The sequence below is a fragment of the Flavobacterium resistens genome (assembly GCF_900182645.1).
Taxonomy (GTDB): Bacteria; Bacteroidota; Bacteroidia; order Flavobacteriales; family Flavobacteriaceae; genus Flavobacterium; species Flavobacterium resistens.
The window spans coordinates 1,112,159-1,138,302 of record NZ_FXTA01000001.1 but is presented as its reverse complement, the minus strand read 5'-3'; the positions used below and the strand labels follow the sequence as shown (position 1 = coordinate 1,138,302).

The 26,144-nt window shown below is 33.6% G+C and carries 25 protein-coding genes; 12 read left to right on the top strand and 13 right to left on the bottom strand.

Annotation, left to right across the window (positions count from 1 at the left end; genetic code table 11):
- The first annotated feature begins 288 nt into the window (after positions 1 to 288).
- The 12 genes from FN795_RS04910 (at position 289) to FN795_RS04855 (ending at position 14,123) form a co-directional block, all read left to right on the top strand.
- The gene (locus FN795_RS04910; RefSeq protein ID WP_035648943.1) at positions 289 to 2,478 is read left to right on the top strand and encodes a glutamine synthetase III family protein; all 2,190 of its coding nucleotides are present in this window, start codon (positions 289 to 291) and stop codon (positions 2,476 to 2,478) included.
- Positions 2,479 to 2,870: 392 nt separating this feature from the next.
- Positions 2,871 to 3,488: a hypothetical protein gene (locus FN795_RS04905; RefSeq protein ID WP_142449626.1), complete on the top strand. Its 618-nt coding sequence runs from the start codon at positions 2,871 to 2,873 to the stop codon at positions 3,486 to 3,488.
- Between the two features lie 63 nt (positions 3,489 to 3,551).
- Entirely contained in the window at positions 3,552 to 4,040 is a 489-nt protein-coding gene (locus tag FN795_RS04900) for a hypothetical protein (protein ID WP_142449625.1), read from the top strand.
- 4 nt (positions 4,041 to 4,044) lie between these two features.
- Complete coding sequence (locus tag FN795_RS04895; protein WP_142449624.1) at positions 4,045 to 4,782, top strand: CsgE family curli-type amyloid fiber assembly protein; 738 nt, start codon at positions 4,045 to 4,047, stop codon at positions 4,780 to 4,782.
- 68 nt (positions 4,783 to 4,850) lie between these two features.
- Positions 4,851 to 5,312 (top strand): curli assembly protein CsgF, encoded by a 462-nt coding sequence (locus FN795_RS04890; protein WP_142449623.1) that lies wholly within the window; start codon positions 4,851 to 4,853, stop codon positions 5,310 to 5,312.
- 55 nt (positions 5,313 to 5,367) lie between these two features.
- The gene (locus FN795_RS04885; RefSeq protein ID WP_142449622.1) at positions 5,368 to 6,744 is read left to right on the top strand and encodes a CsgG/HfaB family protein; all 1,377 of its coding nucleotides are present in this window, start codon (positions 5,368 to 5,370) and stop codon (positions 6,742 to 6,744) included.
- 74 nt (positions 6,745 to 6,818) lie between these two features.
- A complete protein-coding gene (locus FN795_RS04880) occupies positions 6,819 to 8,297 on the top strand; it encodes a carboxypeptidase regulatory-like domain-containing protein (protein ID WP_142449621.1) in 1,479 nt (492 codons plus the stop codon).
- 191 nt (positions 8,298 to 8,488) lie between these two features.
- Complete coding sequence (locus tag FN795_RS04875; protein ID WP_142449620.1) at positions 8,489 to 9,667, top strand: AIR synthase related protein; 1,179 nt, start codon at positions 8,489 to 8,491, stop codon at positions 9,665 to 9,667.
- 99 nt (positions 9,668 to 9,766) lie between these two features.
- Positions 9,767 to 10,123 carry a hypothetical protein gene (locus FN795_RS04870; protein WP_142449619.1) on the top strand — a complete coding sequence of 119 codons (357 nt, stop codon included), beginning with the start codon at positions 9,767 to 9,769 and terminating at the stop codon, positions 10,121 to 10,123.
- A 156-nt stretch (positions 10,124 to 10,279) separates the two neighbouring features.
- Complete coding sequence (locus tag FN795_RS04865; protein ID WP_142449618.1) at positions 10,280 to 10,888, top strand: GNAT family N-acetyltransferase; 609 nt, start codon at positions 10,280 to 10,282, stop codon at positions 10,886 to 10,888.
- A gap of 264 nt (positions 10,889 to 11,152) precedes the next feature.
- On the top strand, positions 11,153 to 13,486 hold the full coding sequence (locus FN795_RS04860) for a GH92 family glycosyl hydrolase (protein ID WP_142449617.1): 2,334 nt from the start codon (positions 11,153 to 11,155) through the stop codon (positions 13,484 to 13,486).
- A 193-nt stretch (positions 13,487 to 13,679) separates the two neighbouring features.
- Complete coding sequence (locus FN795_RS04855; protein ID WP_142449616.1) at positions 13,680 to 14,123, top strand: hypothetical protein; 444 nt, start codon at positions 13,680 to 13,682, stop codon at positions 14,121 to 14,123.
- 57 nt (positions 14,124 to 14,180) lie between these two features.
- Here FN795_RS04855 and FN795_RS04850 read toward each other — a convergent pair whose 3' ends face one another.
- The 13 genes from FN795_RS04850 to FN795_RS04790 form a co-directional block, all read right to left on the bottom strand.
- Positions 14,181 to 16,040, bottom strand: a complete 1,860-nt coding sequence (locus FN795_RS04850) for a M61 family metallopeptidase (RefSeq protein ID WP_142449615.1) — start codon at positions 16,038 to 16,040, stop codon at positions 14,181 to 14,183.
- Positions 16,041 to 16,140: 100 nt separating this feature from the next.
- The gene (locus tag FN795_RS04845; RefSeq protein WP_035648923.1) at positions 16,141 to 16,419 is read right to left on the bottom strand and encodes a DUF2805 domain-containing protein; all 279 of its coding nucleotides are present in this window, start codon (positions 16,417 to 16,419) and stop codon (positions 16,141 to 16,143) included.
- Between the two features lie 119 nt (positions 16,420 to 16,538).
- Positions 16,539 to 17,366, bottom strand: coding sequence for a sterol desaturase family protein (locus FN795_RS04840; RefSeq protein WP_142449614.1), 828 nt, complete (start codon positions 17,364 to 17,366; stop codon positions 16,539 to 16,541).
- A gap of 191 nt (positions 17,367 to 17,557) precedes the next feature.
- Positions 17,558 to 17,800 carry a GlsB/YeaQ/YmgE family stress response membrane protein gene (locus tag FN795_RS04835; protein WP_142449613.1) on the bottom strand — a complete coding sequence of 81 codons (243 nt, stop codon included), beginning with the start codon at positions 17,798 to 17,800 and terminating at the stop codon, positions 17,558 to 17,560.
- Between the two features lie 40 nt (positions 17,801 to 17,840).
- Positions 17,841 to 18,548 (bottom strand): aquaporin Z, encoded by a 708-nt coding sequence (aqpZ, locus tag FN795_RS04830; protein ID WP_142449612.1) that lies wholly within the window; start codon positions 18,546 to 18,548, stop codon positions 17,841 to 17,843.
- A gap of 34 nt (positions 18,549 to 18,582) precedes the next feature.
- Positions 18,583 to 18,939 (bottom strand): DoxX family protein, encoded by a 357-nt coding sequence (locus tag FN795_RS04825; protein ID WP_142449611.1) that lies wholly within the window; start codon positions 18,937 to 18,939, stop codon positions 18,583 to 18,585.
- Positions 18,940 to 19,026: 87 nt separating this feature from the next.
- Positions 19,027 to 19,923 (bottom strand): EamA family transporter, encoded by an 897-nt coding sequence (locus FN795_RS04820; protein ID WP_142449610.1) that lies wholly within the window; start codon positions 19,921 to 19,923, stop codon positions 19,027 to 19,029.
- 220 nt (positions 19,924 to 20,143) lie between these two features.
- On the bottom strand, positions 20,144 to 21,334 hold the full coding sequence (locus FN795_RS04815; RefSeq protein WP_142449609.1) for a peptidylprolyl isomerase: 1,191 nt from the start codon (positions 21,332 to 21,334) through the stop codon (positions 20,144 to 20,146).
- 33 nt (positions 21,335 to 21,367) lie between these two features.
- Positions 21,368 to 22,444 carry a peptidylprolyl isomerase gene (locus FN795_RS04810; RefSeq protein ID WP_142449608.1) on the bottom strand — a complete coding sequence of 359 codons (1,077 nt, stop codon included), beginning with the start codon at positions 22,442 to 22,444 and terminating at the stop codon, positions 21,368 to 21,370.
- A 17-nt stretch (positions 22,445 to 22,461) separates the two neighbouring features.
- Complete coding sequence (gene gldI, locus FN795_RS04805; protein ID WP_142449607.1) at positions 22,462 to 23,151, bottom strand: gliding motility-associated peptidyl-prolyl isomerase GldI; 690 nt, start codon at positions 23,149 to 23,151, stop codon at positions 22,462 to 22,464.
- Positions 23,152 to 23,157: 6 nt separating this feature from the next.
- Positions 23,158 to 24,162: a DHH family phosphoesterase gene (locus FN795_RS04800; RefSeq protein ID WP_142449606.1), complete on the bottom strand. Its 1,005-nt coding sequence runs from the start codon at positions 24,160 to 24,162 to the stop codon at positions 23,158 to 23,160.
- A 128-nt stretch (positions 24,163 to 24,290) separates the two neighbouring features.
- Complete coding sequence (locus FN795_RS04795; protein WP_142449605.1) at positions 24,291 to 25,547, bottom strand: voltage-gated chloride channel family protein; 1,257 nt, start codon at positions 25,545 to 25,547, stop codon at positions 24,291 to 24,293.
- A 96-nt stretch (positions 25,548 to 25,643) separates the two neighbouring features.
- Positions 25,644 to 26,027 (bottom strand): RidA family protein, encoded by a 384-nt coding sequence (locus tag FN795_RS04790; RefSeq protein WP_035648901.1) that lies wholly within the window; start codon positions 26,025 to 26,027, stop codon positions 25,644 to 25,646.
- Positions 26,028 to 26,144: the final 117 nt, after the last annotated feature.

Here is a 26,144-nt window from a genome sequence, read left to right as displayed (position 1 = left end):
TTAAAAAAGCAATTTTTAACCACTATAAAAAATAAATTCGTAATAATTAAGGACTATTTTTGATTTTTTGGGTTAAGAAATTATGAAAAAATGTTTATTTAATGGGGATTCTTGCTGTTTTTTGTTACATTTCTTGATTGTCTTTGTTTATTCTCTGAAAAAAGCACGATCTGTTGAGAAATTGTAGTTCAAAAATCTAAACTTTATATTCTAAACAGGGACTTTTATTGTTTATATTTGTTCCTCATTTTTTTAATGAAAATTAGTACGAATTAAAACTTACATACCATGTCAACATTACGTTTCCAAGCTTTACAAGAAGCTTCCAACAGAAAGCCGGTGCACTTTGAAGAAATTGATCGAAAATCAAATCTTTTCGGATCGAATGTGTTTAATGAAAAAGCGATGAAGCAATATTTGACTTCGGATGCTTTTAAAGGAGTAAGAGATGCCATTCAGCATGGAACTAAAATAGAAAGAAAATTGGCCGATTATATCGCCATGGGAATGAAAGAATGGGCATTGGCAAAAGGGGTTACACATTATACACACTGGTTTCAGCCATTAACTGGGACAACTGCCGAAAAACATGATGCATTTTTTGAAACTTCATACGACGGAAGCGATCCTGTAGAAAAATTTGGCGGAGCCCAATTGGTACAACAAGAGCCAGACGCGTCAAGTTTCCCAAATGGCGGAATCAGAAATACTTTTGAAGCAAGAGGCTACACAGCCTGGGATCCAACTTCTCCGGCATTTATATATGGTACTACTTTATGTATTCCAACAGTTTTTATTGCATACACAGGTGAGGCTTTAGATAATAAGATACCTTTGTTAAGAGCATTATCTGCAATTGATGAAGCGGCGACTGAAGTTTGTAAATATTTTGACAAAAACGTAAAAAAGGTAACAGCAACTTTAGGCTGGGAACAAGAATATTTCTTGATTGACAAATCTTTGGCAAATTCTCGTCCTGATTTGGTGATGACAGGAAGAACATTATTAGGACATACTTCTGCAAAAGGTCAGCAGTTAGACGATCATTATTTTGGATCTATCCCAACGCGTGCTCTTACATATATGAGAGATTTGGAGCAGGAATGTATGTTATTGGGAATTCCGGTAAAAACGCGTCATAATGAGGTTGCGCCAAATCAGTTTGAATTGGCTCCAATTTTTGAAGAAACAAATCTTGCCGTAGACCACAACTCTTTATTAATGGATGTAATGCAAAGAGTTGCTGAACGTCATGATTTTAAAGTATTATTTCACGAAAAACCATTTAAAGGTGTAAACGGTTCTGGAAAACACAATAACTGGTCTTTGGCTACAGATACCGGAGTTAATTTATTGAGTCCGAGCAAAACGCCAATGAGTAATTTGCAATTCCTGACATTTTTTATCAATACTATTAAAGCTGTAAACGATTATGAAACTTTATTAAGAGCTTCAATTGCAACAGCAAGTAATGATCACAGGCTAGGAGCTAATGAAGCACCACCGGCTATTATTTCGGTTTTTATCGGAGCACAATTGTCAAAAGTTTTATTAGAATTAGAAAGTGTAACAACCGGAAAACTTTCGCCTGAAGAAAAAACAGATTTAAAATTAAATGTTGTTGGTAAAATTCCAGACGTATTATTAGATAATACAGATAGAAACAGAACTTCACCATTTGCCTTTACAGGAAATAAATTTGAGTTTAGAGCTGTTGGTTCAAATTCAAATTGTTCAAATGCAATGACAACTTTAAATGCAATTGTTGCGAAACAGTTAATTGACTTTAAAAATGAAGTTGAAAACCTGATTGAAAATAAAGACATGAAAAAGGATGATGCGATCTTTAATGTCTTAAGAGAGTACATCAAACAATCTAAAAAAATTCTTTTTGAAGGTGACGGTTATAGCGACGCCTGGGAAAAAGAAGCGGCAAAAAGAGGTTTGAGCAATTTCAAAACTACACCGGAAGCCATTAAAGCTAAAGTTTCGAAACAAGCTTTGGACTTATTTGAAGAACTAGGAATCTTTAATCATGTTGAGGCTGAAGCGCGTTATGAAATTGAATTAGAAGAATACACTAAGAAAATTCAGATTGAAGGAAGGGTTTTAGGCGATATTTCAAGAAATCACGTAATTCCAACTGCAATTCGTTATCAGAATACATTAATTGAAAATGTAAAAGGCTTAAAAGAAATCTTTGGAAAAGAATTTGAGACGATTGCAAAAGAACAAATTACTTTAATAAAAGAAATTTCGGGTCATATCGAAGGAATCAATTCTAAAGTATTGGCTATGACTAATGAAAGAAAGAAAGCTAATCAATTAACGGATGCCCAAAAAATGGCAGAAGCATATTGCAATAAAGTAAAACCTTATTTTGAAGATATTCGTAATCACTGTGATAAATTAGAATTATTAGTAGATGATGAGAGCTGGACATTGACCAAGTACAGAGAATTGCTGTTTACTAAGTAACGTTTTCTAAACATTTAGTTAAAGCCCGTCTTAAAAAAGACGGGCTTTTTTTGTGAATATGTTAAAATAAGTGGTTTTATAACTTTTTTTTAACGACTGTTTAGGGATAAATGTAAAGAAATTATAAGAAATAAGTTTTTTCTTACTAAGTAAAAAAACAAATATGGCAGTTCGTCGAGATAGTTTCACAGTTCATCGAAAACAAGTTAAGTTCTTGTAAAATACGTATTTATACCTGATTTGATTATCGAGAAGTTTTCTAATTTTGAAAAAGAAATCGAGAAATAACCCCAAATTTTCGCCTGAGATTTCATCAAAATTGCCCAAATTTTTTCCCCCAAATTACAACCTGCATAATAATTTGTATTAATAACCAATTAAATATATTTATTATGAAAAAAGTAATTTTAAGCATCTCCGCGATGCTGTTTGTAGGTGTTGCCGTGGCACAAAACACTAGTAATGTTGACCAAACTGGTTTATTAAATGGAGCATTAGTTGTTCAAGTTGGATCAAATGATTCAGATGTTCAACAAGATGGTATTTTTAATTCTGCAACTGTTCTTCAAATAGGTGTTGATAACTCATCAACTATTGATCAATTAGGTATTGCAAACTCTGCTTCAGTTACACAAATTGGATGGGGAAATACTTCAGATATTGACCAAGGTCCACTATTAGGAAATAGTGCTACAGTTTTCCAATTTGGAATTGACAACAATGCTGATCTAACACAAATCGGATTCTTTAATAGTTCTAGTGCAGTTCAAGTAGGTTGGGGCAACGATGCTAATGCTTATCAATTTGGTTTCGGTAACGAATCTGAAACTTATCAAGAAGGATTATTCAATTCAGCTTCAACAATTCAACTTGGAATTGGAAACTATTCTAGTATTGACCAATATGGAGTTGCTAACTATGCTTTGACAGCACAATTAGGATGGGGAAATGTTAGTACTGTTACTCAAGCTGGGTTCTTAAATGGCAGCGTAGTGCTACAGGCAAACTAAAAAACCAAGAAAAGGAAGGACTTGATATAATCAGTTCTTCCTTTTTTTATTATTTCAAAAATTATGAAAGCTATTGTAATCTTATTTTTTCTTTTTACAGGAATTATATTCTCACAATCAATTGATGGGAATATAAGTGATTATGTTATAGCCATGAATGAATCAAACAATCGCAATCAAAATCAGAATACAAATCAATATGTTATAAATCATAACATAGTCAAAATTGCACAAATTGGCAACTACAATCAGGCCAATTTAACTATTATCAGCAACAATGCTTATGTAACTGCACAGCAAACTGGTAATAACAACTGCATGAATGTCTACAAAAAAGCAGACGAAATAAATCAATCCTATATACAGTCAGGTAATAATAATTATATAAGTGATATTTCATCATCATCATACTCCCGAGGAGTCGAATCGATGAAAGTCAATCAGGAAGGCAATAATTTAACGATTTTCAGTACAGGATCAAATTCGATATCCAAGGATATGATCATTAATCAGTCTGGAAATTCAGGTACAATTTACGTATTTAATCGCTAGGATCATGAAAAGGTATCTACACATAATTGTGGCATCTTTTTTTATTTTTTTTTCTGAAAACGGATTTTCGCAAACCGAGTATAACAAAGAGGTAAAGGCGAAAATTGAAGTTAAGGAAATTGAGAATTTATTATTTATAACCGGAACTGCAGAAAATTTAAAATCAGAGTTCAAGAATATTTCATATAAACTAAGTGTATTCAAGAAAAACAAATCGAATTCAAATAAATCAACTAATGCACAAGATGGAAGAGTCACACTCGAACCTATTCAAAAAGTTGAATTGTCTAAAACACAAGTCAATTTCACCAAACAGGACGAAGTGATTGTAATGTTGCTGATTTATGATGAAAAAAATGCAATAATTGGCAAAGATCGAATTGTTTTTAATGAAGAAACAGAATCAGATGCTGGGAAATCTGTCCCTGTTGACGGTATCGAAATGGTGGGAATTGTAGCCAATGATACTAAAACAAAATTGGGAAATGATTACTATGATATGTTTTATGCACAATATTCGAAACTGAAAGTTCATACTACTAAAATCGTAACGGTTCAGGAAGAACTGACATTTGGGCGCACAACCAAGATTACAATATTAGTAGATAGTGATATTATAGAGGAGTTTATTTCACGTCCTGATGAAGATTTTTTAAAATATATGGCTGATTCAGCGGCTCAAAAGCTATTCAAGTATTTTAAAGATCTGGAAAAGCAAAACAAAATGATTACTCAATATTAAAATTCAGCATTGAGTACATTTTTCGATAAAGCGTTTACTATTTAATGTTTAAACTAAAAAGTATCTATATGAAAACTATAGCATTACTCGTTTGCTTGTTCGGTTTTAGTACAATATCAATTGCACAAAACCTTCAATATAAAGCGGCAAATCCAAATTTTGGAGGAGAGACTTTCAATTATCCGTGGTTGCTTAGTTCTGCCCAGGCTCAGAATGATTATAAAGAAGATACCAATTCGCAGTTTAAGCAGCAAACAGATCTGGAACGTTTTAAAAGCAATTTGAATAATCAATTGCTAAACAGACTTTCAAATTCATTATTTGATAATCAATTTGGAAGCAGTACAAGTACAGGAAATGGGACTGGAACGGGAACAGGTACTGGCACAGGAACTGGTACACTTTCTCCAGGAACATATGTTTTTGGAACGCTTTCGATTGATATTTACCATTCTAATTTAGGATTGGTGGTTGATGTTTTGGATACAGATACGGGTGAGCAGACACAAGTAATTCTTCCGGGGCAATAAATTTAATTGTCCGAGTAAAAATAAGGTTCATGTATTATTGTAAATAATTGAGATTATGAATAAAAGTCCCCTTTTTCTATTTTTATTAATTTGCCTATTCTCAGGATGTGGAGCATATTTTAATCAGCCTGTTGGGGTGCAAAAAGCGGTATATGGAGAAAATACTCCAGCCACTGCCAAATTGGTAGAAATGCCAAAACCAAAAGAGCAGATAGTTGTAGGTGTATATAAATTTAAAGACCAAACAGGGCAGTATAAACCTACTGAACTGGGAAGTACCTTTAGTACTGCTGTTACACAAGGAGCAACATCAATTTTAATAAAAGCCTTACAGGACTCAAAATGGTTTGTACCTATCGAGCGCGAAAATCTGGGAAATCTTTTAAACGAAAGAAATATTATTCGTTCTACGCGTCAGGAATACGCATCAAAAACAGAACCGAATGAAGCCGTTTTAACGCCGCTTTTATTTGCAGGAGTATTGCTTGAAGGAGGGATTATTTCGTATGATACCAATATTATTACAGGTGGTTTTGGGGCGAGATATTTTGGAGCTGGAGGTTCGACTCAATACAGACAAGACCGAGTAACTGTCTATTTGAGATTGGTATCGACTTCAAACGGAAAAATCCTAAATACGGTTTATGTTTCAAAAACTATTTTATCACAAAGTATTGATGCAAGTTTATTCAGATATGTCAATTTAAACAGACTTCTGGAAGTTGAAACTGGTTTTACCCGAAATGAACCAATTCAGATGGCGGTAACAGAAGCTATTGAAAAAGCAGTAGAAGGACTTATTGTTGACGGAATTAAAGATAAACTTTGGGAAGTAAATGCACCACAAAAACAAATTGACGATTTTGTAGCGGCTTATGATAAAGAGAAAAGCGATGCCGATTTAGCTCAATTATATAACAGAAATTTAAGCGAAAATAGAAGAGCAAGATTTGGTATAGAAGCAGTGGGAGGAACCGCAATAATGCAGGGCGATTATCCAAATCCAAAACCAATGCCGATGATAAGAGGGGCAATGAAATTCTTTTTCTCTCCAACTTTTAACTTAAGTGCTTCTTCAAATGCTTTTCAAGTGGCAAATCGGAATTATATGGATTATGGCTATTTGTCTTTAGATCTAAATCTGGAATGCATCATATTGCCCCGCGACGTTTTTTCTCCTTTTGTTTTTGCCGGAACCGGATTCGAATTCGATCATCATCGGGAAAATTTTCATAGCAAAGTACAGGCAGGAGCAGGTGTCGAATATTTGGTTTCGCCCCACGTTGGACTCAAATTGTATGGAGAATTTAATGCAGCATTTAGCGATAATGTAGATCATCTGGTCGCTGGAGTGCGGGATGATTACTTCTATAGGATAGGTTTCGGAATGACATATTATTTCCCCAAAAAACTTAATTATAAGAAAAAATAGGCAGCCTTTTGATCTTTAGTAATTAATGATTAAAGGATTAAATTCAATATAAGTTTAATAAAATTCAGTCTCAAATGAAAATAGGATTAAAAATTTTGGCGTGCTTTTTTCTTTTAATTTCTTGCAGCGAAGAGCAGTTTGATAACACAGGAACTGGTTCAATTAAAGGAAGAGTTGTTGATGTTCGAACATACACAGGAATCGAAAATGCCCGTGTATCTTCTAGCCCAACAACCAGTACAGTTTATACTGATAAAGATGGATACTTTAAAATAGACAAAGTACCCGTGGGAAAATATGCTTTTCAGGCTCAAAAAGATGGTTTCATCGCCAGATTTGTACCGGGCACAATAGAAAAAGATATTGAAATCGAAGTTATTTTCGAATTAGAAGTCTCAACTGCAACTAATAAACCGCCAGAAATACCTGTGCTTACTGCGCCAACAGATAATGCTACTGGTCAGGCTTTAAGTCTTAATTTGACTTGGACTGCCAAAGATCCGGAAGGAGATCCGCTTACGTACACTGTTACCGTGAAAAACGGAACTACAGACGAAGTGAAAACCTATTCTGATCTTAAAACAACAACTTTAGCTATTAAAGATTTAAGTTTTAGTACCAAATATTACTGGCAAGTAAGTGTTGATGACGGAATAAACAAGCCTATAAATAGTGTGACAAATTCGTTTAGAACATTGGCTTTCCCGAATCCGAGATACATGTATGTGAAAAAGATAAAAAACAACAATGTCATTTTTACTGCAGATGATGCCGGAAACGAACTTCAATTGTCTTCAGCAGAGGTGAATAGTTTCAGACCGAGAAAAAATTTAAGCATTAACAGAATTGCTTATATAAGTACTGACGGATCTCTGAATCAAATTTTCAGCATGAATCCTGATGGTACCGATGTGCGAAAAATTACAAATTTTGTTCCGATAGCAGGTTTCAATATGGATAATGTGAGTTATTCCTGGAGTACAAATGGTAGTCAGCTAATTTATCCGAATTTTGACAAACTCTACCGTATAAATGCTGATGGATCTGGATTGACGCAGTTGTTTAAAACACCAAACGGCAAGTTTATTTCTGAATGTGAATGGAGTCGCGACGGAAGCCAAATTGTTTTAAAAGTAAATGATGTTTCAGGCTACAGTGTCGAAATTTATGCAATAGATATGAGTGGAACTGTTTTATATACTGTGCTTTCTGGAGTAACCGGAGGTGCAAGCGGAATTGATATTTCGATTGATAATAAAAGAGTGGTTTACACGAGAGATGTTTCCGGATTTGAAAACGCAGATTACAGACGTTTAGATTCCAGAATATTCATTTACACCGTTGCAACAAATACATCGGCAGAATTGTCATCAGGTAAAGAAAATGGTTTCAACGACCTAGATGTAAAATTTTCGCCAAATGAAGCAAAAGTCATTTTTGTAAATACCTCAAATGACGGGCTTTCAGCTAAAAATATACAAACCGTCAGTACAACCGACGACAGTACAAGGACAACTTTGTTCCAAAATGCGTCGATGCCTGACTGGAAATAAAAATATCATAATCTTCGAATAATTCTGATGCCTAAAAATCGGCAGTGTTCTCGCTGTCGATTTTTTTTTATGAAAAACATAATTTCATTTTAAGAGATTAAGTGACAATAAAAACTAATTTTAAATTGGTATAAACCCAAGAATTAAAAAAACTAGTTATCTTTGCACCACATCAACACAAACTAAGTTTCATGAGTTCAGATTCTAGCAAAAGGTACGCACAAAGAGGTGTTTCGGCATCAAAAGAAGACGTACACAACGCCATAAAAAATATTGATAAAGGTTTATTTCCGCAGGCATTTTGTAAAATTGTCCCTGATTATCTTACCCAAGATTCAGAACATTGCTTAATTATGCACGCTGACGGAGCTGGTACAAAATCGTCTTTGGCGTATATGTACTGGAAAGAAACTGGAGATCTTTCTGTTTGGAAAGGAATTGCTCAAGATGCTCTGATCATGAATATTGATGATTTATTATGTGTTGGCGCAACAGATAATATTTTACTTTCTTCAACTATTGGAAGAAATAAAAATTTAATTCCGGCTGAGGTTATCTCTGCAATCATTAACGGAACAGAAGAATTAATCAATGAATTAAAATCTTTTGGAGTAACCATTCATTCAACAGGAGGAGAAACTGCCGATGTTGGTGACGTTGTTCGTACAATTATTGTTGACTCGACTGTTACAGCTCGTATGAAACGCAGCGATGTTGTAGATAACGCAAATATAAAAGCAGGCGATGTAATTGTTGGTCTGGCTTCTTTTGGTCAGGCAACTTACGAAAAAGGCTATAATGGCGGAATGGGAAGCAACGGACTTACTTCTGCACGTCACGATGTTTTCGGAAAATATTTGGCTAAAAAATACCCAGAAAGTTACGATGCAGCAGTTCCAGAAGAATTGATTTATTCTGGACAGGTTAATTTGACTGATGAAGTTGAAAACAGCCCAATCAATGCAGGTCAGTTAGTACTTTCTCCAACAAGAACTTACGCGCCAATCATCAAGAAAATTTTAGATAAATATACTCCGGCAGATATTCACGGAATGGTGCATTGCAGTGGAGGGGCGCAGACTAAAATTCTTCATTTCGTTCAAAATTTACACATTATAAAAGATAATTTATTTCCGGTTCCGCCATTGTTCAAGTTAATTCAGGAACAATCAAAAACTGATTGGAAAGAAATGTATCAGGTTTTCAATTGCGGTCACCGTATGGAAATCTATGTTCCGGAAAACATTGCACAAGATATTATTGAGATTTCAAAATCATTCAATGTCGATGCCCAAATTGTTGGTCGAGTAGAAGCTTCAGATGATAAAAAACTTACCATCACAAGCGAATACGGAACATTCAATTATTAAAATAAATTAACCATATAAGTGATATAAGTTCATTTTAGTATTTTTTCAGTACTTTTAATAGGAACTAATATCACTTATATAGTTTAAAAATACTTTACTATGTACGAACTACTTTTTTGGAGATATCTCGATGAAATTTACCTGAACAATCAAGAGGTTTATGAAGCTCTTGTAGAGAAACAAGAAGTAGAAGGTCTGGCTACGCTTCAAGTAGAAGTTATCGTAAATAGAATCAATTCTGTTTTCTCAGAATGGGAAAGAGTAGATGAAAATAGTTGGAAAAACCCAAAAGGGAAAGGTGCTTTTCAAGTCATTGCAACTCCTCAAAGCATAAAAATTGATTGTTACGGAACTGAAGGAAAAACCATGAACCAATTGGTTTCTGTGATGGAAGAATTCAAATGTCCGCTGTACGATCCCCAAGTTCCCGAACGTTATGACGAAATGAGTGAATAATTTTTTTAGAGAAATTATGGACTTCAAATAATAAGAACAGAAAAGTAAAGTCCCTTAGGGGCTTTTTTTATTTAAAGAGTTTTTTTAATATTATTATTTTACTCCGATCGAACTATATTTAAAATCAAAAAATAATTTAATAACCAAAAATGAATTATGACTAAAATATCAAATTTCAATTTCACAGATACTATTATTTTAGAAGACGATTTTGTTTTGTTGCGTCCGCTTCAAGAATCAGATGTAGAAAACTTATTGGATATTTCAATCAATGAACCGGAAACTTGGAAATATTCATTGGTTGGAGCAGAAGGAAAAGAAAATTTGATTAATTATATTCAATTGGCAATTAAAGCAAGAGAAAACGAAAAGGAATTTCCTTTTATCGTTTTTGATAAAAAATCTAAAAAATACGCAGGCTCAACACGTTTCTACGATATGAATCTTGAATTTAAAACCTTGCAGTTAGGATATACATGGTACGGATCGGAGTTTAGAGGAACAGGTTTAAACAAACACTGCAAATTTTTACTGCTTCAGTTTGCTTTCGAAACTTTAGGCTTAGAAAGAGTTGAATTCCGCGCAGATAATAATAATGAAAGAAGTATTGCCGCGATGAAAAGCATTGGCTGTAAAGTTGAAGGTGTTTTAAGAAGCAATATGCCAACAAGAGACAGCAATCTTCGACGTGATTCTATAGTTTTAAGTATTCTTAAAAACGAATGGTTTGATGAGGTAAAAGAAAACCTAAAAAATAAACTATAAAAAAAAGCAAAGCTAAAAAAAAAGCCAGCGGCTCGAACAATATTGTAGGCCTGTACTTCAGTCCAGTTCAAACAGATGCAAGAACAATATTGTAAAGCTTTGATTTCATTCGAGCAAAGATTAGTTTATTAATATCCCCATAAAATTTATATTTTTTAAAAGCATATTTTGTTGTATTTTTCTAAACTAAAAAGATAGGTAAATCGTTTTAGTAAATACCTGATTTGTTTTAGATAAAAAATATAATGTTTTAAAAAATAACTAATGAATAGATTAAACTGCAAAAGCATTCTTTTTGGATTTTCATTTTTGATGCTTGGAACCATTTCAAATGCACAAAAAAAAGAATCTGAAAAGCGAAATTTAATTCAGTACGTTGATCCAATGATTGGAACAGCAAGAATGGGACATACTTATCCAGGAGCTACAGTGCCTTTTGGTAGCGTGCAACTTAGTCCGGAAACAGATACTATTGCTTACGGTTTAAATGGAAAATATAATGGAGAAGTTTATAAGTATTGTGCTGGATATCAATATGAGGACAAGACAATTGTAGGTTTCAGTCACACACATTTCAGCGGGACAGGTCATTCAGATTTAGGTGATTTTTTGATTATGCCCACAACAGGAAAACTGCAATTGAATCCTGGAGTTGCGTCAAAACCTTTGTCGGGTTATCGATCTGCATTTTCACATTCAACAGAAAAAGCAGAACCAGCTTATTACAGCGTTTTTCTGGAAGATCATAAAATTAAAGCCGAATTAACAGCAACAACTAGAGTTGGAATGCATCAATATACATTTCCAAAATCAGATGAAGCACATATTATTTTGGATTTAACTTCTGGGATTTATAATTACGACAAGAAAAACGTTTGGACATTTGTTCGTATTGAAAACGATACTTTAATTACTGGATACCGCCAAACCAATGGTTGGGCAAGAACCAGAACCGTTTATTTTGCAATGTCTTTCAGTAAACCTATTAAAAGCTACGGACAAGCGGCACAAGAAAAAAGCGTTTACAGAGGTTTCTGGGGAAGATTTGACCAAACGAAAAATTTCCCTGAAATGGCAGGACAAAATCTAAAACTATTTTTTGATTTTAATACCGAAGAAGGCGAAAAAATCAAAATTAAAATGGCTCTATCTCCGGTAAGTTCGGCCGGAGCATTAGAAAACATGAAAAAAGAAGTTCCGGGTTGGGATTTCGAAAAAGTAAAAAAACAAAGCCAGGAAGTTTGGAATAGTGAACTGAATAAAATTCAAATTGAAGCCATTCAAAAGGAAGATTATGTAAACTTTTATACTGCGATGTATCACGCCTTTTTAGGTCCAACAGAATATATGGATCTTGATGGAAATTACAAAGGACTTGATATGAATGTTCATAAAGCCGAAAAATTTAAAAATTATACAAGTTATTCATTATGGGATACTTATCGCGCTTTGCATCCTTTCTTTAATATTGTTCAGCCAACTCGCAACGCTGATATGGTAAGTTCAATGTTGGCACATTCGGATCAAAGTGTGCATAAAATGCTCCCAATCTGGTCACATTATGCGAATGAAAATTGGTGTATGATTGGTTATCATTCAGTTTCTGTAGTGGCCGATGCAATTGTAAAAGGAAACATTAATTTTGATGCAGAAAAAGCGCTTCAGGCATGTGTCAATACTGCAAAAGTTCCTTATTATGACGGATTAGAATATTACATGAAAATGGGTTATGTACCTGAAGATAAAAATGGAGCATCGGTTTCTAAGACTTTAGAATACGCTTATGATGACTGGGCAATTGCACAAGCAGCTAAAAAACTTGGGAAAACAGAAATTTATAATGAATTCATCAACAGATCGAAAAATTATAAAAATGTTTACGATGAAAAAACAGGTTTTATGCGCCCAAAATTAATCGACGGAACTTTCAAAAAAGAATTCGATCCGCTAGATACGCATGGGCAAGGTTTTATTGAAGGAAATTCATGGAATTACAGCTTATACGTTCCGCAAGATCCTGCTGATATGATTAAATTAATGGGCGGAAATGAGAAATTTAAAGTTCGTTTAGATTCTTTGTTCAATATGCATCTTCCAGATAAATATTTCGAAAATACAGAAGATATTACCAGAGATGGAATTATTGGAAATTACGTTCATGGAAATGAACCTTCGCATCATGTAGTTTATTTATACAACTGGACAGATTCTCCGTGGAAATCACAAGATAAAATCCGAATGATTTTGAAAAAAATGTACCGTAACGGAGCAGATGGTCTTGGAGGAAATGATGATTTTGGACAGATGAGTGCCTGGTATATTTTTAGTAGTTTAGGCTTTTATCCTGTTGCGCCAGGCTCTGATGAATATGCTTTAGGAAGTCCGCTCGTGAAAAATGCAGTTTTTAATCTGGAAAACGGAAAGAAATTTGAAGTAGAAACCGTAAATCAATCCGATAAAAATGTATTTGTTAGTAAAGTACTTTTGAATGGAAAAGAACTTTCAAAACCTTTCCTGAAACATTCTGATGTGATGAATGGAGGAAAAATTACTTTTTATATGAGTAGTAAACCGAATAAGAATCAATTTAAAAATTAAGATGATCTGTTGATTATCACCCTGAGCGAAGTCGAAGGGCGGATGAAATGAAAAGGGCTTCGACTTCGCTCAGCCTGACATAAAAATTAATTTAGTTCAGACACAGTAATATCAAAATTTGAGAAATTCGTGAATTCGTGGCAAATAACAAAAAAACTTCACGAAATTTGCACTTCAAATAAAGACAATCAATATGAAAATAAATCTAAAATCAGGAATTGACAAATTGCTTTTCGGAATGAAACAGAATGACGTAACAGCTGTTTTAGGAAAACCTGATAAAAACTATAAAGACGAAGATGACAATGTGATTTTTGTATACAATGCGCATAAAATCAGATTAACATTTTATGAAGAAGAAGATTTGAAATTTGGTTATGCAGTTGCGTCAAGCAATGATTTAGAAGTTTTGGGATTCAAAATAATCGGAAGAAAAATTGCTGATGTAAAGAAAGATTTTGCCGCAAAAGGAATTACAAAATACAATCAGGAAACTTTTGATACTTTCGAAAATTATTTTAATGAAGACAATTGGTTTATTCTTCAAACCGAATTTGATGAAGTTGTAAAATTTGAGATTGGCGCAATCATTAATAATAAAGATGAATTTGACTGGAAGTTTCCGGTGAAGAAATAAAGACAAATAAAAAAACCGACAATCACTTGTCGGTTTTTTTATTTGTCTTAAAAGAAATTATCCTTTTAACCATGCATTTTTAAGTTTGTCTTTTGAAGCATCAGTAGCTTTAAAAGTTTCAGATTCTTCATAAGGTAACTTTACAGTTCCTTTGATAGTTTCTTCTTTTCCTGCACGTTTGATTTTTACAGTAATTGGATCGTTTTCTTTCCAGTTTTCACTTTCTCCAATTAAATCATAAATATTCGCAAGAGAGTAAGGTTTGTCGTTTATAGAAACCAAAATATCGCCACCTTTTAAATTAAGGTTTTTGAAAAACGCATTTGGTTCAATATCAGAACGAACGGCAATTTCTTTTGTTTGTTTGTCAACAGAAATATAAGGAGTTTGTCCTTTTAAGAATACTGGACTCGCTTTTTTCTCAGTTGATTTAGTTACTCCAACTTTTGCTAAATAAACATCATAAGGAATTGGAGTTGTTCCGGCTACATATTTATTTAAGAATTCACCAACTTCAGGATAAGTCAATTGTGTGATTTTAGCAAAAAGTTCATCATCATTAAATGGTTTTTCAATACCATATTCGTTTGATAATTTATGCATCAAATCAAGAATTCCTCTCTCGCCATTGCTTTTTTCTCTAATAATAATATCGATACACATACCAATCAAAGCACCTTTTTGATAAACATTCAAATATTGGTCTTTATATGGCTGCTCTAAAACATTTTTACTCATTACGGTAAACGACATCGTATCATTTAAGCCTTTTGCCTGTTCAATTTTATCAGCGATTCTAGTGTAAAATTCAGCTTCATCAATTAAACCTTGATTGATTTGGAAAAGATTTGCAAAATATTCAGTAACACCTTCATACATCCATAAATGCTCTGACATTTTTGGTGCATTGTAATCAAAATACTGAATTTCTTTTGAGTGAATTGTCAATGGAGTTACAATATGGAAAAACTCATGAGAAACTACATCTTTCATTGATTCAACCAATTTCTCTTTTGGCATTGATTCTGGTAAAACAACAGTTGTTACTGTTGGATGCTCTAAAGCTCCAAAACCGTGCGCATCATCTTTTGCCAAGCTTGATAAATACAATATAACAGTGTATTTTTTAGTCGAGTTGATTTTTCCTAAAAAGTTTTTCTGCGCGGTCATCATCGTTTTCATTTCCGGCGTAATGCTTTCTGCAGTAAATTTTCCAGTTGGAGAATAAACAGCAATCAAAATATCCATTCCGTTAACGTTGAATGTCGTGTAATCAGGTTTAGAATACATAATCGGATTTTCAACCAAAATTGCATAACGAGAAGTTGTAAAAACGTCGCTTGTTTTACTTGCATCTTCGTCAGTCATTGAAGTTGCTCCCCAAAGCGTTTCAGGATGCGTAATCGTAACTTTGTACGGCACATCTAATTTGTCCTGAAAATAACCAACAAAACCGTGTGTATTAACCATAAAATTTACTCCGGCGTTAATGTTAGTTCCAGCTGGAGAAAATACATCATCATTTCCAAAACCAGTTCCTTTTTCAGTATCGAAAGTATCTCCAACTAAATAAGTGATTTTTTTAAGCGTTTTTGCATTAGAAATTGACCATGAATTATCATCAATTCTTTTTACAGTTAACTCATTTCCTTTAGTATCAAAAGCTTTAAAACCATCTGAATATTTACCGTAATTATCTGTAGAATAAGTTCCAGGAACTGTTTTTGGAATACTGTAAATTACTTCATCCGTTTTAATTGCCGGAGGTGTAACAGTCACAAGGACTTTATCATCTTTAACATCTACAAGATTGATGTTAACATCTACAGTTTTGCTTTTTGCATCTCCCGATGTGCTTCCTGTTTTACAGCTCCAAAATGTTACAGCAAGAGCTAAAGTGTAAATTATTTTTCTCATTTGTTCGCGTTTAGTTATGTGTATTTGACTTCTAAATTATCAAATTGTTACACTTTTATATAAATATAAAAAAAAACTCCTGAAATTCAGGAGTTTTATCTTAATCTAGTTTGTTCTTTATGTAATATTTTCCATCCAAATCCTCATCGAAGTCGTCAATTTTGACTGGCTTTGGTTTTGGCTTATTTGCAATTGCCTTTTTTTTCCACATTTCAAATTTTTCTACAGGCATCTTCTTTTTCATGATTTCCAGAACTTCCTTTTCTGCTAATCCAAATTCTTTTTTTATGATTTCAAATGGATTTTTTTCTTCTAAAGCTAACGAAACAAGTCTTTCTGTTTGTTCCCAATTCAATTCTTTGCGGCTACTCTTTTTCATCTCGTGAAAATTAATTCAAAATAGAGGTTAATGATTAATAGATTGATTTTCATTTTATATATCAATATTAATAAAAAAAATAATTAGTTGGTACGCTGAACTATTTTTTTTTATTGATTTTAACTGTTTTTTGCTGATCTTGATTTTTGAAACGGAATTTGCAACAAATTTGCTAATTTGTTATGTTCTTCGGGCTTCATATGCGTGTCAACTCCATAAATTAATTCTTCTTTTGGTAAGGTCGTAAATGTTCCAAAAAGACGGTCCCAAACTGAAAATATATTCCCGTAATTACTGTCTGTGTAAGGAAGCATATAATGATGATGAACTTTATGCATATTTGGAGAAACAATTAGGTAACTTAAAAAAACATCCAGCTTTTTTGGTAGCGAAATATTGGCATGATTGAATTGTGAACCAATAACGGATAATGATTGGTATAGAAAAACCATCCACATTGGACTTCCAACAATTAATACCCCTAAAGTTGTAAAGATAAAACGAATGACACTTTCGCCAGGATGATGCCTGTTAGCCGTAGTTGTATCAATCCAGGTATCTGTATGATGAATAAGATGAAAACGCCATAAAAATTTTATTTTATGCTGCACGAAATGTGCTAGATAAGCACCAATCAGATCCAGTAAAAGCAAGCCTATGATAGTATAAAGCCAAATTGGGATTTCAGGAAGCCATTCCAGGATTCCAAAATGATTTTCAGTAGTCCAGGCTGCAGTTTTGATTAAGATAAAAGCCAAAACGAAGTTGACAATTATTGTTGTAAGTGTAAAGAATATGTTGATTCCTGCATGATGCCATTTTTTGTACTGCATCTGAAAGAGCGGAAAAGTATTTTCGATTAGCCAAAAAAGAGTTATTCCTCCAACCAAAATTAAACTTCTGTGTGAAGAAGGAATTGTACTGAAGTAGGTAATAATGTCATTCATAATTCAATAGTGTATGTGCTCAAATGTAATAAAATTGATGGAATGACAATATAAATTATGAGAAATATGTATTTTAACTTCTAATCTGTTGAATTATTTAAAATAAAAAAAAAGAGAAAAAAGATTATTGAAACTTCTTTTTTCTCTTTAATATATTTATTAGGTAACTAATTTATTTTGATGTATTTGGTTTAAGCTTTTTTAATCAGGCTGATAATAAAAAGTAAAACCCACGCACCTCCAACAGAAATAAGAATCTGCCAAAGAAGATCGCCGCCTCCAATTCCGAATTTTCCAGCAATCCATCCGCCAATAAAACCGCCAATGATTCCGACGATAATATTACCAATTAAACCAAATCCTGCACCTTTCCATATTTGACCAGCTAGCCATCCAGAAATTGCTCCTATAAGTAAGAAATATAAAAATTCCATAATTGAATGTTTTTAGTTTATGTTTGATTTATTTTGGGGATTAAGCTTCATCATGATTTTGCAGCAAAGTTTTATAGATAAACCCAGCTACAACTGCACCTAATATTGGTGCCACCCAAAATAGCCAAACTTGAGATAAAGGTTCACCTCCAACAAAAATGGCCTGAGATAAAGATCTTGCAGGGTTAACTGAAGTATTGGTGATTGGAATACTGATTAAATGAATTAAAGTTAAAGCCAACCCAATTGCGATTCCGGCAAATCTTCCGTTTGCGAATTTGTCTGTTGCTCCTAAAATCACTAAAAGGAAAAATAAAGTCAATACAAATTCGGCAATAAAAGCGGCCTGAAAAGAATATCCATCAGGAGAAAATGCTCCAAAACCGTTTGATGCAAATGCACCAGCTTTTGTATTGTCAATCACAAAACCGGCTTTTCCAGAAGCGATTGTGTATAAAGTTCCTGCTGCAGCAATTGCTCCAATACACTGTGCGATAATGTAAGGAATAAGATCTTTTGCTGAAAATCTTCCGCCAGCCCATAATCCGAATGAAACTGCTGGATTAAAATGTCCACCGGAAATATGACCAACAGCATATGCCATTGTTAAAACCGTTAAACCAAAAGCTAAAGCTACGCCAGCAAATCCAATTCCTAAATCTGGAATTCCTGCAGCAAAAATAGCGCTTCCGCAACCTCCAAAAACTAACCAAAAAGTTCCAAAAAACTCTGCAAATAATTTTTTCATAATTAAGTAATTTTAAATTAATAGATTGTGATTGTTAAAGGGTATATTGGTATGCCCAAAAAATCAAAACAATTTGTAAGGGCAAACGTACAAATAAAATCCATCTTGGTAAATTAAAACTTGCTTTTTTATTTTGATACATGTACAAATTAGCAGGAAATATAGCAATTAACAATGCAATAATTCCCCATGCGGCAAAAGTTCTTGTAATAGGAAAAAATAGGAGTGTGCCTAAAATGATTTCGGCAGCTCCACTTAAATAATTTATAAATTTGGGGTTTTTAAAAAAAGGAGGAATAATCCTGATATACATTTTAGGATTTCTAAAATGATTGATACCAGCAAGTATATATAAAAAAGCCATTAAATATAAATGCCAAGGTTGTTTCATGATATAGTGTTGTATATCACGAATTTATAAAAAAATTAACAATTATTGCATTACAAGTCCCTTTTTTTTAAAGAGCAGCAAAATTGTTTATTTTTTAGCCTTGAAATTTACATTCATAATAATAATGGCCAAAATGATTAAAACAATTCCAACCCATTGTAAAAAAATAACTTTTTCATTCAAAAGAACAAAAGCCATTGTAACAGAAACAGGAAGTTCAAGAGCAGAAACAATACTTCCTAATCCAATTCCGGTTAAAGGGAAACCAGCATTCATTAACATAGGAGGGATGATAGTTCCAAACAAAGACAAAACAATTCCCCATTTCATAAAAATAGCGAGATTAAAAGCTCCTGTCTGAGTTGCGAAAGCGAAAGAAAACACAATTACAGCTCCTCCCAAAAGCATATATAAACTGCGTTGTGCAGACGAAATTTCGGTTGCAACACGATTTGCGGTAAACATAGTTGTAGTGAAAGAAGCGGCTGCTAAAATCCCCCAAACGATTCCTCTCCAGTCCAATTGAAAATCAGCATGAATTAGATTTGTAGCCAAAGCTGTTCCAATAAGAACAATAAAAACAGCGATTACTTTTTGTTTTGAAGGCAGTTTTTTTTCTAAAATCATTTCTAGTAAAACGCCCATCCAAACGGTTTGCATCAATAAAACAATCCCAATTGAAACCGGAATATATTTTACAGCCAGATAATAAAACAAACTTGTCATTCCTAATGAAGTTCCGGCAAGCATCAGGCTGAAAATGTTTTTTGAAGAAGCTTTTACCGCAGTTCCTTTATTTTTTATTTTCTGAAATGCATTGATTATCAAAATTCCAATTATTCCCAAAACGAATTGAGAAGTTGTTACTTCGGCTGTTGTATATCCTTCAGAATAAGCCATTTTTACAAAAGTGGCTAGCATTCCGTAAGTTGTAGCTCCTAAAGCAACTAAAAAAACTCCTTTTAATACATTGTTTTGTGACATTTGAAATTCCTGTTTTAAAATTAAGGCCGGCAAAGGTAAGCTATTTTGTTTGTGATTTAGCAAAAATTATCCTTAAACGTTAGTTTTATTATTGTTTGGAAGAAGTTTTGTATTTGTAAATTACAGATTTAGCAGAAAAATTAAAAACCGATTTAAATAAAAAAAAACCATCAAAACATATGCTTTGATGGTTTCTATTTTAATAAATCTTTCAGTTCAATTATTTGACCGGCTGATTTTTATAAGTTTCAATTTCGAAAATTAAAGTTGCATTTGGAGGAATCACACCACCAGCACCTTTTTCTCCATAAGCTAAATTTGAAGGAAGGAAGAAAATTGCTTTTTCTCCGTCTGTCATCATATCTAAAGCTTCAATAAATCCCGGAATCATGCCGTCTTTTTTGCCAACTGTAAAAGGAAAAGCTTTGTATCCTCCTGCTGCATCTCTGTTTGCATCATATTTTCCATACGCTTTTGCAACCGTTGCCATACTGCTATCAAAAAGATTTCCGTCTTCAAAATAACCCGCATAGTGAAAATAAATTGTTGACCCTTCAGCGCCTTTTACGCCAGTTCCTTTTTGTGTAATCACATATTTTAAGCCAGATGCAGTTGTAGTTGCTTTAGCTTTAGTTGCTGCAAAATAAGCTGCTTTTTGTGCAACTACTTTTTGTGCTTCAAGTTTTTTTGCCTCTTCTTTTTTAACATCATCAGCCAAAATTTTCACAGCATCAAACTTTTTAGCAGCGTCGCCTTTGCGTGTAATTGTAATTTTTGTCATGATATCATTCTGAACAATTTTATTTACATTGTCCATTCCTGAAACGACATGACCAAAAATAGTGTGTTTTCCATTTAACCAAGGAGTATCTTTATGTGTAATGAAAAATTGGCTTCCGTTAGTTGCCGGCCCAGAATTTGCCATTGCTAAAATACCACCTTTGTCAAATTTTAATTCTTCAGTAAATTCATCTTTAAAGGAATAGCCCGGACCTCCAGAACCATTTCCGTCTGGATCTCCACCCTGAATCATGAAATCATTAATAACTCTGTGAAATTTCAAGCCATCATAAAATGGTTTTCCTTTTAGTTTTTCTACTTTAACATTTGGATTATTTCCTTCTGCCAAAGAAATAAAATTAGCAACTGTAACAGGAGCTTTTACATATTCTAATACAACAACAATATCACCTTTTGAAGTTGAGATCGTTGCAAAAATACCCTCATTAGGATTTGCAGGTGTAACCGTTTTTGTAGCTGCTGTTTTGGCCGGAGCCGCTTTTGTCGCAGCTGCTTTTGCCGGAGTTGTTTTTGTTGTTGCGGCCTTTGGTTTTGCAGCTGGTTTTTTTGTTGTTTGTGCTTGTAAACTTACTACTGCCAAACAGAATAATAATAGAAATTTAAATTTCATTTTGTTTCGAATTTAAGTCTATGAAATAATTTATTATTGTGGTTTTTCTAGCAATTGAATCTCGAAAATAATGTTAGCATTTGGTGGAATAACTCCTCCAGCGCCAGTTGCTCCATAAGCCAAATGAGAAGGGATAAAAAGAACCGCTTTATCTCCAAATGACAACTGCTCAATTCCTTCAATAAATCCAGGAATCAAACCATCTTTTTTGCCTGCCTGAAATGGAATTGGCTGATAACCGTTTTGTTCTGCTCTTGTAGCATCATATTTTCCAAAAGCTTTATTAACATCAACGATGCTTGAATCGAATAAAGTCCCATCTTCAAGGAAACCTGCGTAATGAATATAAATCTGGGTTCCAATCGCTGGTTTTTTACCAGTTCCTTTTTCAGTAATAACAAACTCTAAACCTGAGTTAGTTTTAGTTGCTTTTGGTTTTATTGAAGCATAATAAGCCACTTTTTCTTTTTGAACTCCGGCATATTTGCTTTTCTCTTTTGCAACTTCTGAAAAATAGTCATGGAATACTTTTACAGCATCAAATTTCTTTGCCGCTTCTCCATTTCTGATAATCGTAACTTTTACAATCGTGTCATCTTGTTTTACTTGGTTTACAACTTCTTGTCCTTTTTCAACTACGTGACCAAAAATAGTGTGTTTTCCTTCTAACCAAGGCGTTTCAACATGCGTAATAAAAAATTGGCTGCTGTTTGTTCCAGGACCGTTGTTTGCCATTGCTAAAACTCCCGGTTTGTCAAATTTCAAATCGGTAATTTCGTCTTTAAATTTATATCCAGTATCACCTGAACCAGTTCCTTCAGGATCTCCAGACTGAATCATGAAATTTTCAATAACTCTGTGAAATTTTAAACCATCAAAAAAAGACTTATTTTTTTTGTACTCTTTGGTTACAAATTCGTTTTTGCCTTCTGCTAAAGTCACAAAGTTTGCTACAGTAACAGGTGCTTTTGTATAGTCTAATTCAACAATGATATGTCCTTTGTTTGTTTCAATATCGGCGTATAAACCATCAGGTAAATTGCTGTGTTCATCTTTACAAGAATAAAGTGAGGTTACGGCTAATAGTAATAATAAGATATTCTTTTTCATTTCTAAAATGTTTTTATTTAAGGGTTTACTGTATCTTTTTTAGTTGGTGCGGCAGGTTTTGAAGCAACCGGTTTTGGAGTAGCAGGTTTCGGTGTTTGTCCTGCCGAAGCTTGTGCATCTGTAGATTGTCCAGCCGGAACAGCTGTTTTTGGAGCTGTAGGATCTGGAACAAAATTACGAAGTGTTACGGTGCACATTAAAGATTCATTTGGTCCAATTTTATTATTGTCTCCATGATATCCGTAAGCAATGTGTGAAGGAAACAAAAAGGTGACAGTTTCGCCTTTGTGCATATATTTGATACCATCACGCAATCCCATCATAATGTCTTGTTTATCTACATAATAGGTTTGCGGACCAAGATCAGCTTCAGAATAAATAATTTTACCTTGAATATCTTTTACTTCTAAATTGAAATAAGCAATATCCCCTCGACGAGGTGCTTGAGTTTCGTTTGGATTTTTTTCATCATAAGAAAACCAATAGCCTTTTTTTGTGGCATAATATTTTACTTTCGGATTGCTCTTTATGATTTTTTTGATGACATCCTCTTCATTAGCCACTAGCTTTTTATTTCGGTCAGCTGATTTTTTCATGAAAGTACCCGATGCTCTTGAAAGCGGTCTTCTGGCTTCTTCATGTTGCTTGCAGCTGGCAAATAAAACAGTAAAAAGAAGTGTGTAAATACTGATTTTTAAATATTTCATATTCGGTTATATTGCAAGTTTAGTAACTAAATCTTCAAATTTCACTAAGGTTTCTTCCATTGATAATTCAGATTTTCCGCCGGCTGCATTGCTGTGCCCTCCGCCGTTAAAATGATCTCTGGCAAATTGATTTACATCAAATCCTCCTTGCGAACGGAAAGATATTTTAATGATTTTCTCATCCTTATTTTCGATAAAAATAGCGGTAAAAATAATACCTTTTATACTCAGTCCGTAATTTACGATTCCTTCAGTATCGCCTTTTACATAATCGAATGAATCTAATTCATCCTGAGTAAGCGAAGTATAGGAAGTTTTATGCTCTTCAAAAACTTTCATATTTTGTAAAGCACGACCTAATAATTGTAAACGGCTGTATGAGCTATTATCGAATAATAAAACAGGAATTTGCGTGTTTTCAACACCTAAATCAATTAATTCAGCAATAATTCGATGCGTGTTTCCTGTTGTTCCTGGAAAACGAAACGAGCCAGAATCAGTCAAAATTCCGCTGTAAATGCAGGTTGCAATAGTTTTATCAATATCTTCTTTTTTATTTAGAAAAGAAATAAAGTTGTAAACCATCTCACAGGTTGAACCAAATTCAGTGTCAGAATACATGTAGGTTGCATAATCATCAGGTTTTTGATGATGATCGATCATGATAAACGGAACTGTCAATTTTGCTAAAGTATGTTCCATTTCGCCTGTACGATGAAATGCATTAAAATCAAGTGTGAAAATTAACTCGGCTGCTTCTAATATTTGAGTGCAGTTTTCGGTATCTTTTTCAAATATTTTTACGTTTTCAGAACCCGGAAGCCAAGCTAAAAAATCAGGAAAATCATTCGGCGCTATTACCGTTGCCTGATGATTATTTTTTATTAAAAAATGGTATAATGCTAAAGTTGAACCCATAGCATCGCCATCTGGTCCTCTGTGCGGGATTATTACAATTTTCTTTGGGGCAGAAAGCAACAATTGTATTGCCTGAATATCTTGTATTTTCATAGTGTGCGAATTTACATTTTTTTAATGTAATGTTGCAATCATTTTATAGATTAACACACTTTTAAGTTATGAGTTATAAGTTATGAGTTTTGGAATTTTATAAAGAAACTTCGGGATTGGAATTTAAATCAAAGATGTTCCAATTCTTCTTTCTTAAATCTTTGATACAATTTGTATTTAGCGCCTTTAACGATTTGAGATTTATAAATTCCGACAGAACCTGAAGAAAAGTAAGCGATTGTACAGCCAATTGCAATGAATATTCCAGGCTGAATTCCAAATAATTCCATCCCCATAATGGTGCAGGCGATAGGCGTGTGGGTTGCGCCAGAAAAAACAGCTACAAATCCAATTCCTGCCAGAAGTGCAATTGGCATTGGAATTACGATTGACAAAGCGCTTCCTAAAGTTGCACCGACAAAAAATAACGGGGTTACTTCACCGCCTTTAAAACCAGCGCCTAAAGTAAATCCGGTAAAGAGAATCTTTAATAGAAAATCGTACCAGTTATTTGGATTTGAAAATGAATCCACAATTACAGGAACGCCAAGTCCAGAGAATTTTGTAAATCCTAAACCTGCAATTACAATTGCCAGAATAACGCCGCCAATAAAAGGGCGAAGTGGTGGATATTTTACATTTTTTGAAAAAAGAGAACTCCAAAAGTGCGTGCTTCTTGCAAACAATAAAGCGGCCAAGCCCGATAATAATCCTAAAACGATAGTGTAAAATAAGTTACTAGAGTTTAATTCCGGTACAATTGGAATACTATAATGTGTATGTTTGATTTCCCAAAATTCAACTGTGAAATAAGCTGCATAAGCTACTAAAAAAGAAAGCAAAATACTTTTGAAATTGATTTTGCTAAAATATAAAACCTCTAAAGCAAAAATGGCACCGGCCAAAGGTGTTCCGAAAACGGATGCAAAACCTGCGCTGATTCCGAGAATAATTAAAATTTTGCGTTCAGAATTGTCGAGTTTGAAAAATCTGGTGAATTGATCAGCAATCGCGCCTCCCATTTGAACCGCTGTGCCTTCGCGTCCGGCAGAACCTCCAAATAAATGTGTAAGCAAAGTTCCCAAAAGAACTAAAGGCGCCATTTTGAACGGAATTGTCTTCTGCGGATTTTCGTATTCTTCCAACAATAAATTGTTCCCTTTTACAACAGATTCTCCGAAGTAATAATAGCTTAAACCAACTAATAATCCGCCAATTGGCAAAAGCCAAATAATCCAATCGTGTGCAATTCTAAATTGGGTAACCCATTCTAAAGAAACTAGAAAAAATGCTGAAGCAGAACCTGAAAATATACCAATTAATGCACAAATAATTATCCATTTTGAAATAGAAATCAATAATTTTTTTAGGTTTTGGGAAGTCATTTTTTTAAGAGAAGCGTTTTTTTCGCCACGAATCACAAATGTAAAGAATTGAATACTTTAATAATAAATAATTCGTGAATTCGTGGCGGAAAAATATTATTGTACTACAGCTGTAAATTCGATTTCAACCAAATATTCAGGAGCAACTAATTTGCTGATTTCATAAAATCCGGTTGTAGGTTTTACATCTTTAAAGAAAGCCGAATGTGCTCTGGCAACTTCTTCAAAAGTAGAAACATCTGTGGTAAAAATTCTTGTTCTGATAACATCTTTAATTCCAACGTTTAAATCTTCAAGAACTTTTTCAACACGTTCAATAATGTTATATGTCTGTGCGTACGCGTCATCGGCTTTAACTTTGTCGCCATCTACAATTGCTACAGTTCCTGAAACTTCGATGATATTACCAATTCTTACAGCACGGCAGTATCCCATTTTGTCTTCCCACGGTGATCCTGTTAAGATGTTTTCTCTTTTCATTTTATGATTTTTTTTGAATTGTTTTTGGTGGTTTTTAAAAACAAATCCAGGTTAATTAATGCGTTGCAATTTATAAAATAAGGTGGTGAAAAAGGATAATTTTGGTTTGAAATCTTA

Excerpts from the sequence above, each read along its gene's own strand:
- FN795_RS04910 (WP_035648943.1), top strand. The coding sequence starts at position 289 with ATGTCAACATTACGTTTCCAAGCTTTACAAGAAGCTTCCAACAGAAAG.
- FN795_RS04905 (WP_142449626.1), top strand. The coding sequence starts at position 2,871 with ATGAAAAAAGTAATTTTAAGCATCTCCGCGATGCTGTTTGTAGGTGTT.
- FN795_RS04900 (WP_142449625.1), top strand. The coding sequence starts at position 3,552 with ATGAAAGCTATTGTAATCTTATTTTTTCTTTTTACAGGAATTATATTC.
- FN795_RS04895 (WP_142449624.1), top strand. The coding sequence starts at position 4,045 with ATGAAAAGGTATCTACACATAATTGTGGCATCTTTTTTTATTTTTTTT.
- FN795_RS04890 (WP_142449623.1), top strand. The coding sequence starts at position 4,851 with ATGAAAACTATAGCATTACTCGTTTGCTTGTTCGGTTTTAGTACAATA.
- FN795_RS04885 (WP_142449622.1), top strand. The coding sequence starts at position 5,368 with ATGAATAAAAGTCCCCTTTTTCTATTTTTATTAATTTGCCTATTCTCA.
- FN795_RS04880 (WP_142449621.1), top strand. The coding sequence starts at position 6,819 with ATGAAAATAGGATTAAAAATTTTGGCGTGCTTTTTTCTTTTAATTTCT.
- FN795_RS04875 (WP_142449620.1), top strand. The coding sequence starts at position 8,489 with ATGAGTTCAGATTCTAGCAAAAGGTACGCACAAAGAGGTGTTTCGGCA.
- FN795_RS04870 (WP_142449619.1), top strand. The coding sequence starts at position 9,767 with ATGTACGAACTACTTTTTTGGAGATATCTCGATGAAATTTACCTGAAC.
- FN795_RS04865 (WP_142449618.1), top strand. The coding sequence starts at position 10,280 with ATGACTAAAATATCAAATTTCAATTTCACAGATACTATTATTTTAGAA.
- FN795_RS04860 (WP_142449617.1), top strand. The coding sequence starts at position 11,153 with ATGAATAGATTAAACTGCAAAAGCATTCTTTTTGGATTTTCATTTTTG.
- FN795_RS04855 (WP_142449616.1), top strand. The coding sequence starts at position 13,680 with ATGAAAATAAATCTAAAATCAGGAATTGACAAATTGCTTTTCGGAATG.
- FN795_RS04850 (WP_142449615.1), bottom strand. The coding sequence starts at position 16,040 with ATGAGAAAAATAATTTACACTTTAGCTCTTGCTGTAACATTTTGGAGC.
- FN795_RS04845 (WP_035648923.1), bottom strand. The coding sequence starts at position 16,419 with ATGAAAAAGAGTAGCCGCAAAGAATTGAATTGGGAACAAACAGAAAGA.
- FN795_RS04840 (WP_142449614.1), bottom strand. The coding sequence starts at position 17,366 with ATGAATGACATTATTACCTACTTCAGTACAATTCCTTCTTCACACAGA.
- FN795_RS04835 (WP_142449613.1), bottom strand. The coding sequence starts at position 17,800 with ATGGAATTTTTATATTTCTTACTTATAGGAGCAATTTCTGGATGGCTA.
- aqpZ (WP_142449612.1), bottom strand. The coding sequence starts at position 18,548 with ATGAAAAAATTATTTGCAGAGTTTTTTGGAACTTTTTGGTTAGTTTTT.
- FN795_RS04825 (WP_142449611.1), bottom strand. The coding sequence starts at position 18,939 with ATGAAACAACCTTGGCATTTATATTTAATGGCTTTTTTATATATACTT.
- FN795_RS04820 (WP_142449610.1), bottom strand. The coding sequence starts at position 19,923 with ATGTCACAAAACAATGTATTAAAAGGAGTTTTTTTAGTTGCTTTAGGA.
- FN795_RS04815 (WP_142449609.1), bottom strand. The coding sequence starts at position 21,334 with ATGAAATTTAAATTTCTATTATTATTCTGTTTGGCAGTAGTAAGTTTA.
- FN795_RS04810 (WP_142449608.1), bottom strand. The coding sequence starts at position 22,444 with ATGAAAAAGAATATCTTATTATTACTATTAGCCGTAACCTCACTTTAT.
- gldI (WP_142449607.1), bottom strand. The coding sequence starts at position 23,151 with ATGAAATATTTAAAAATCAGTATTTACACACTTCTTTTTACTGTTTTA.
- FN795_RS04800 (WP_142449606.1), bottom strand. The coding sequence starts at position 24,162 with ATGAAAATACAAGATATTCAGGCAATACAATTGTTGCTTTCTGCCCCA.
- FN795_RS04795 (WP_142449605.1), bottom strand. The coding sequence starts at position 25,547 with ATGACTTCCCAAAACCTAAAAAAATTATTGATTTCTATTTCAAAATGG.
- FN795_RS04790 (WP_035648901.1), bottom strand. The coding sequence starts at position 26,027 with ATGAAAAGAGAAAACATCTTAACAGGATCACCGTGGGAAGACAAAATG.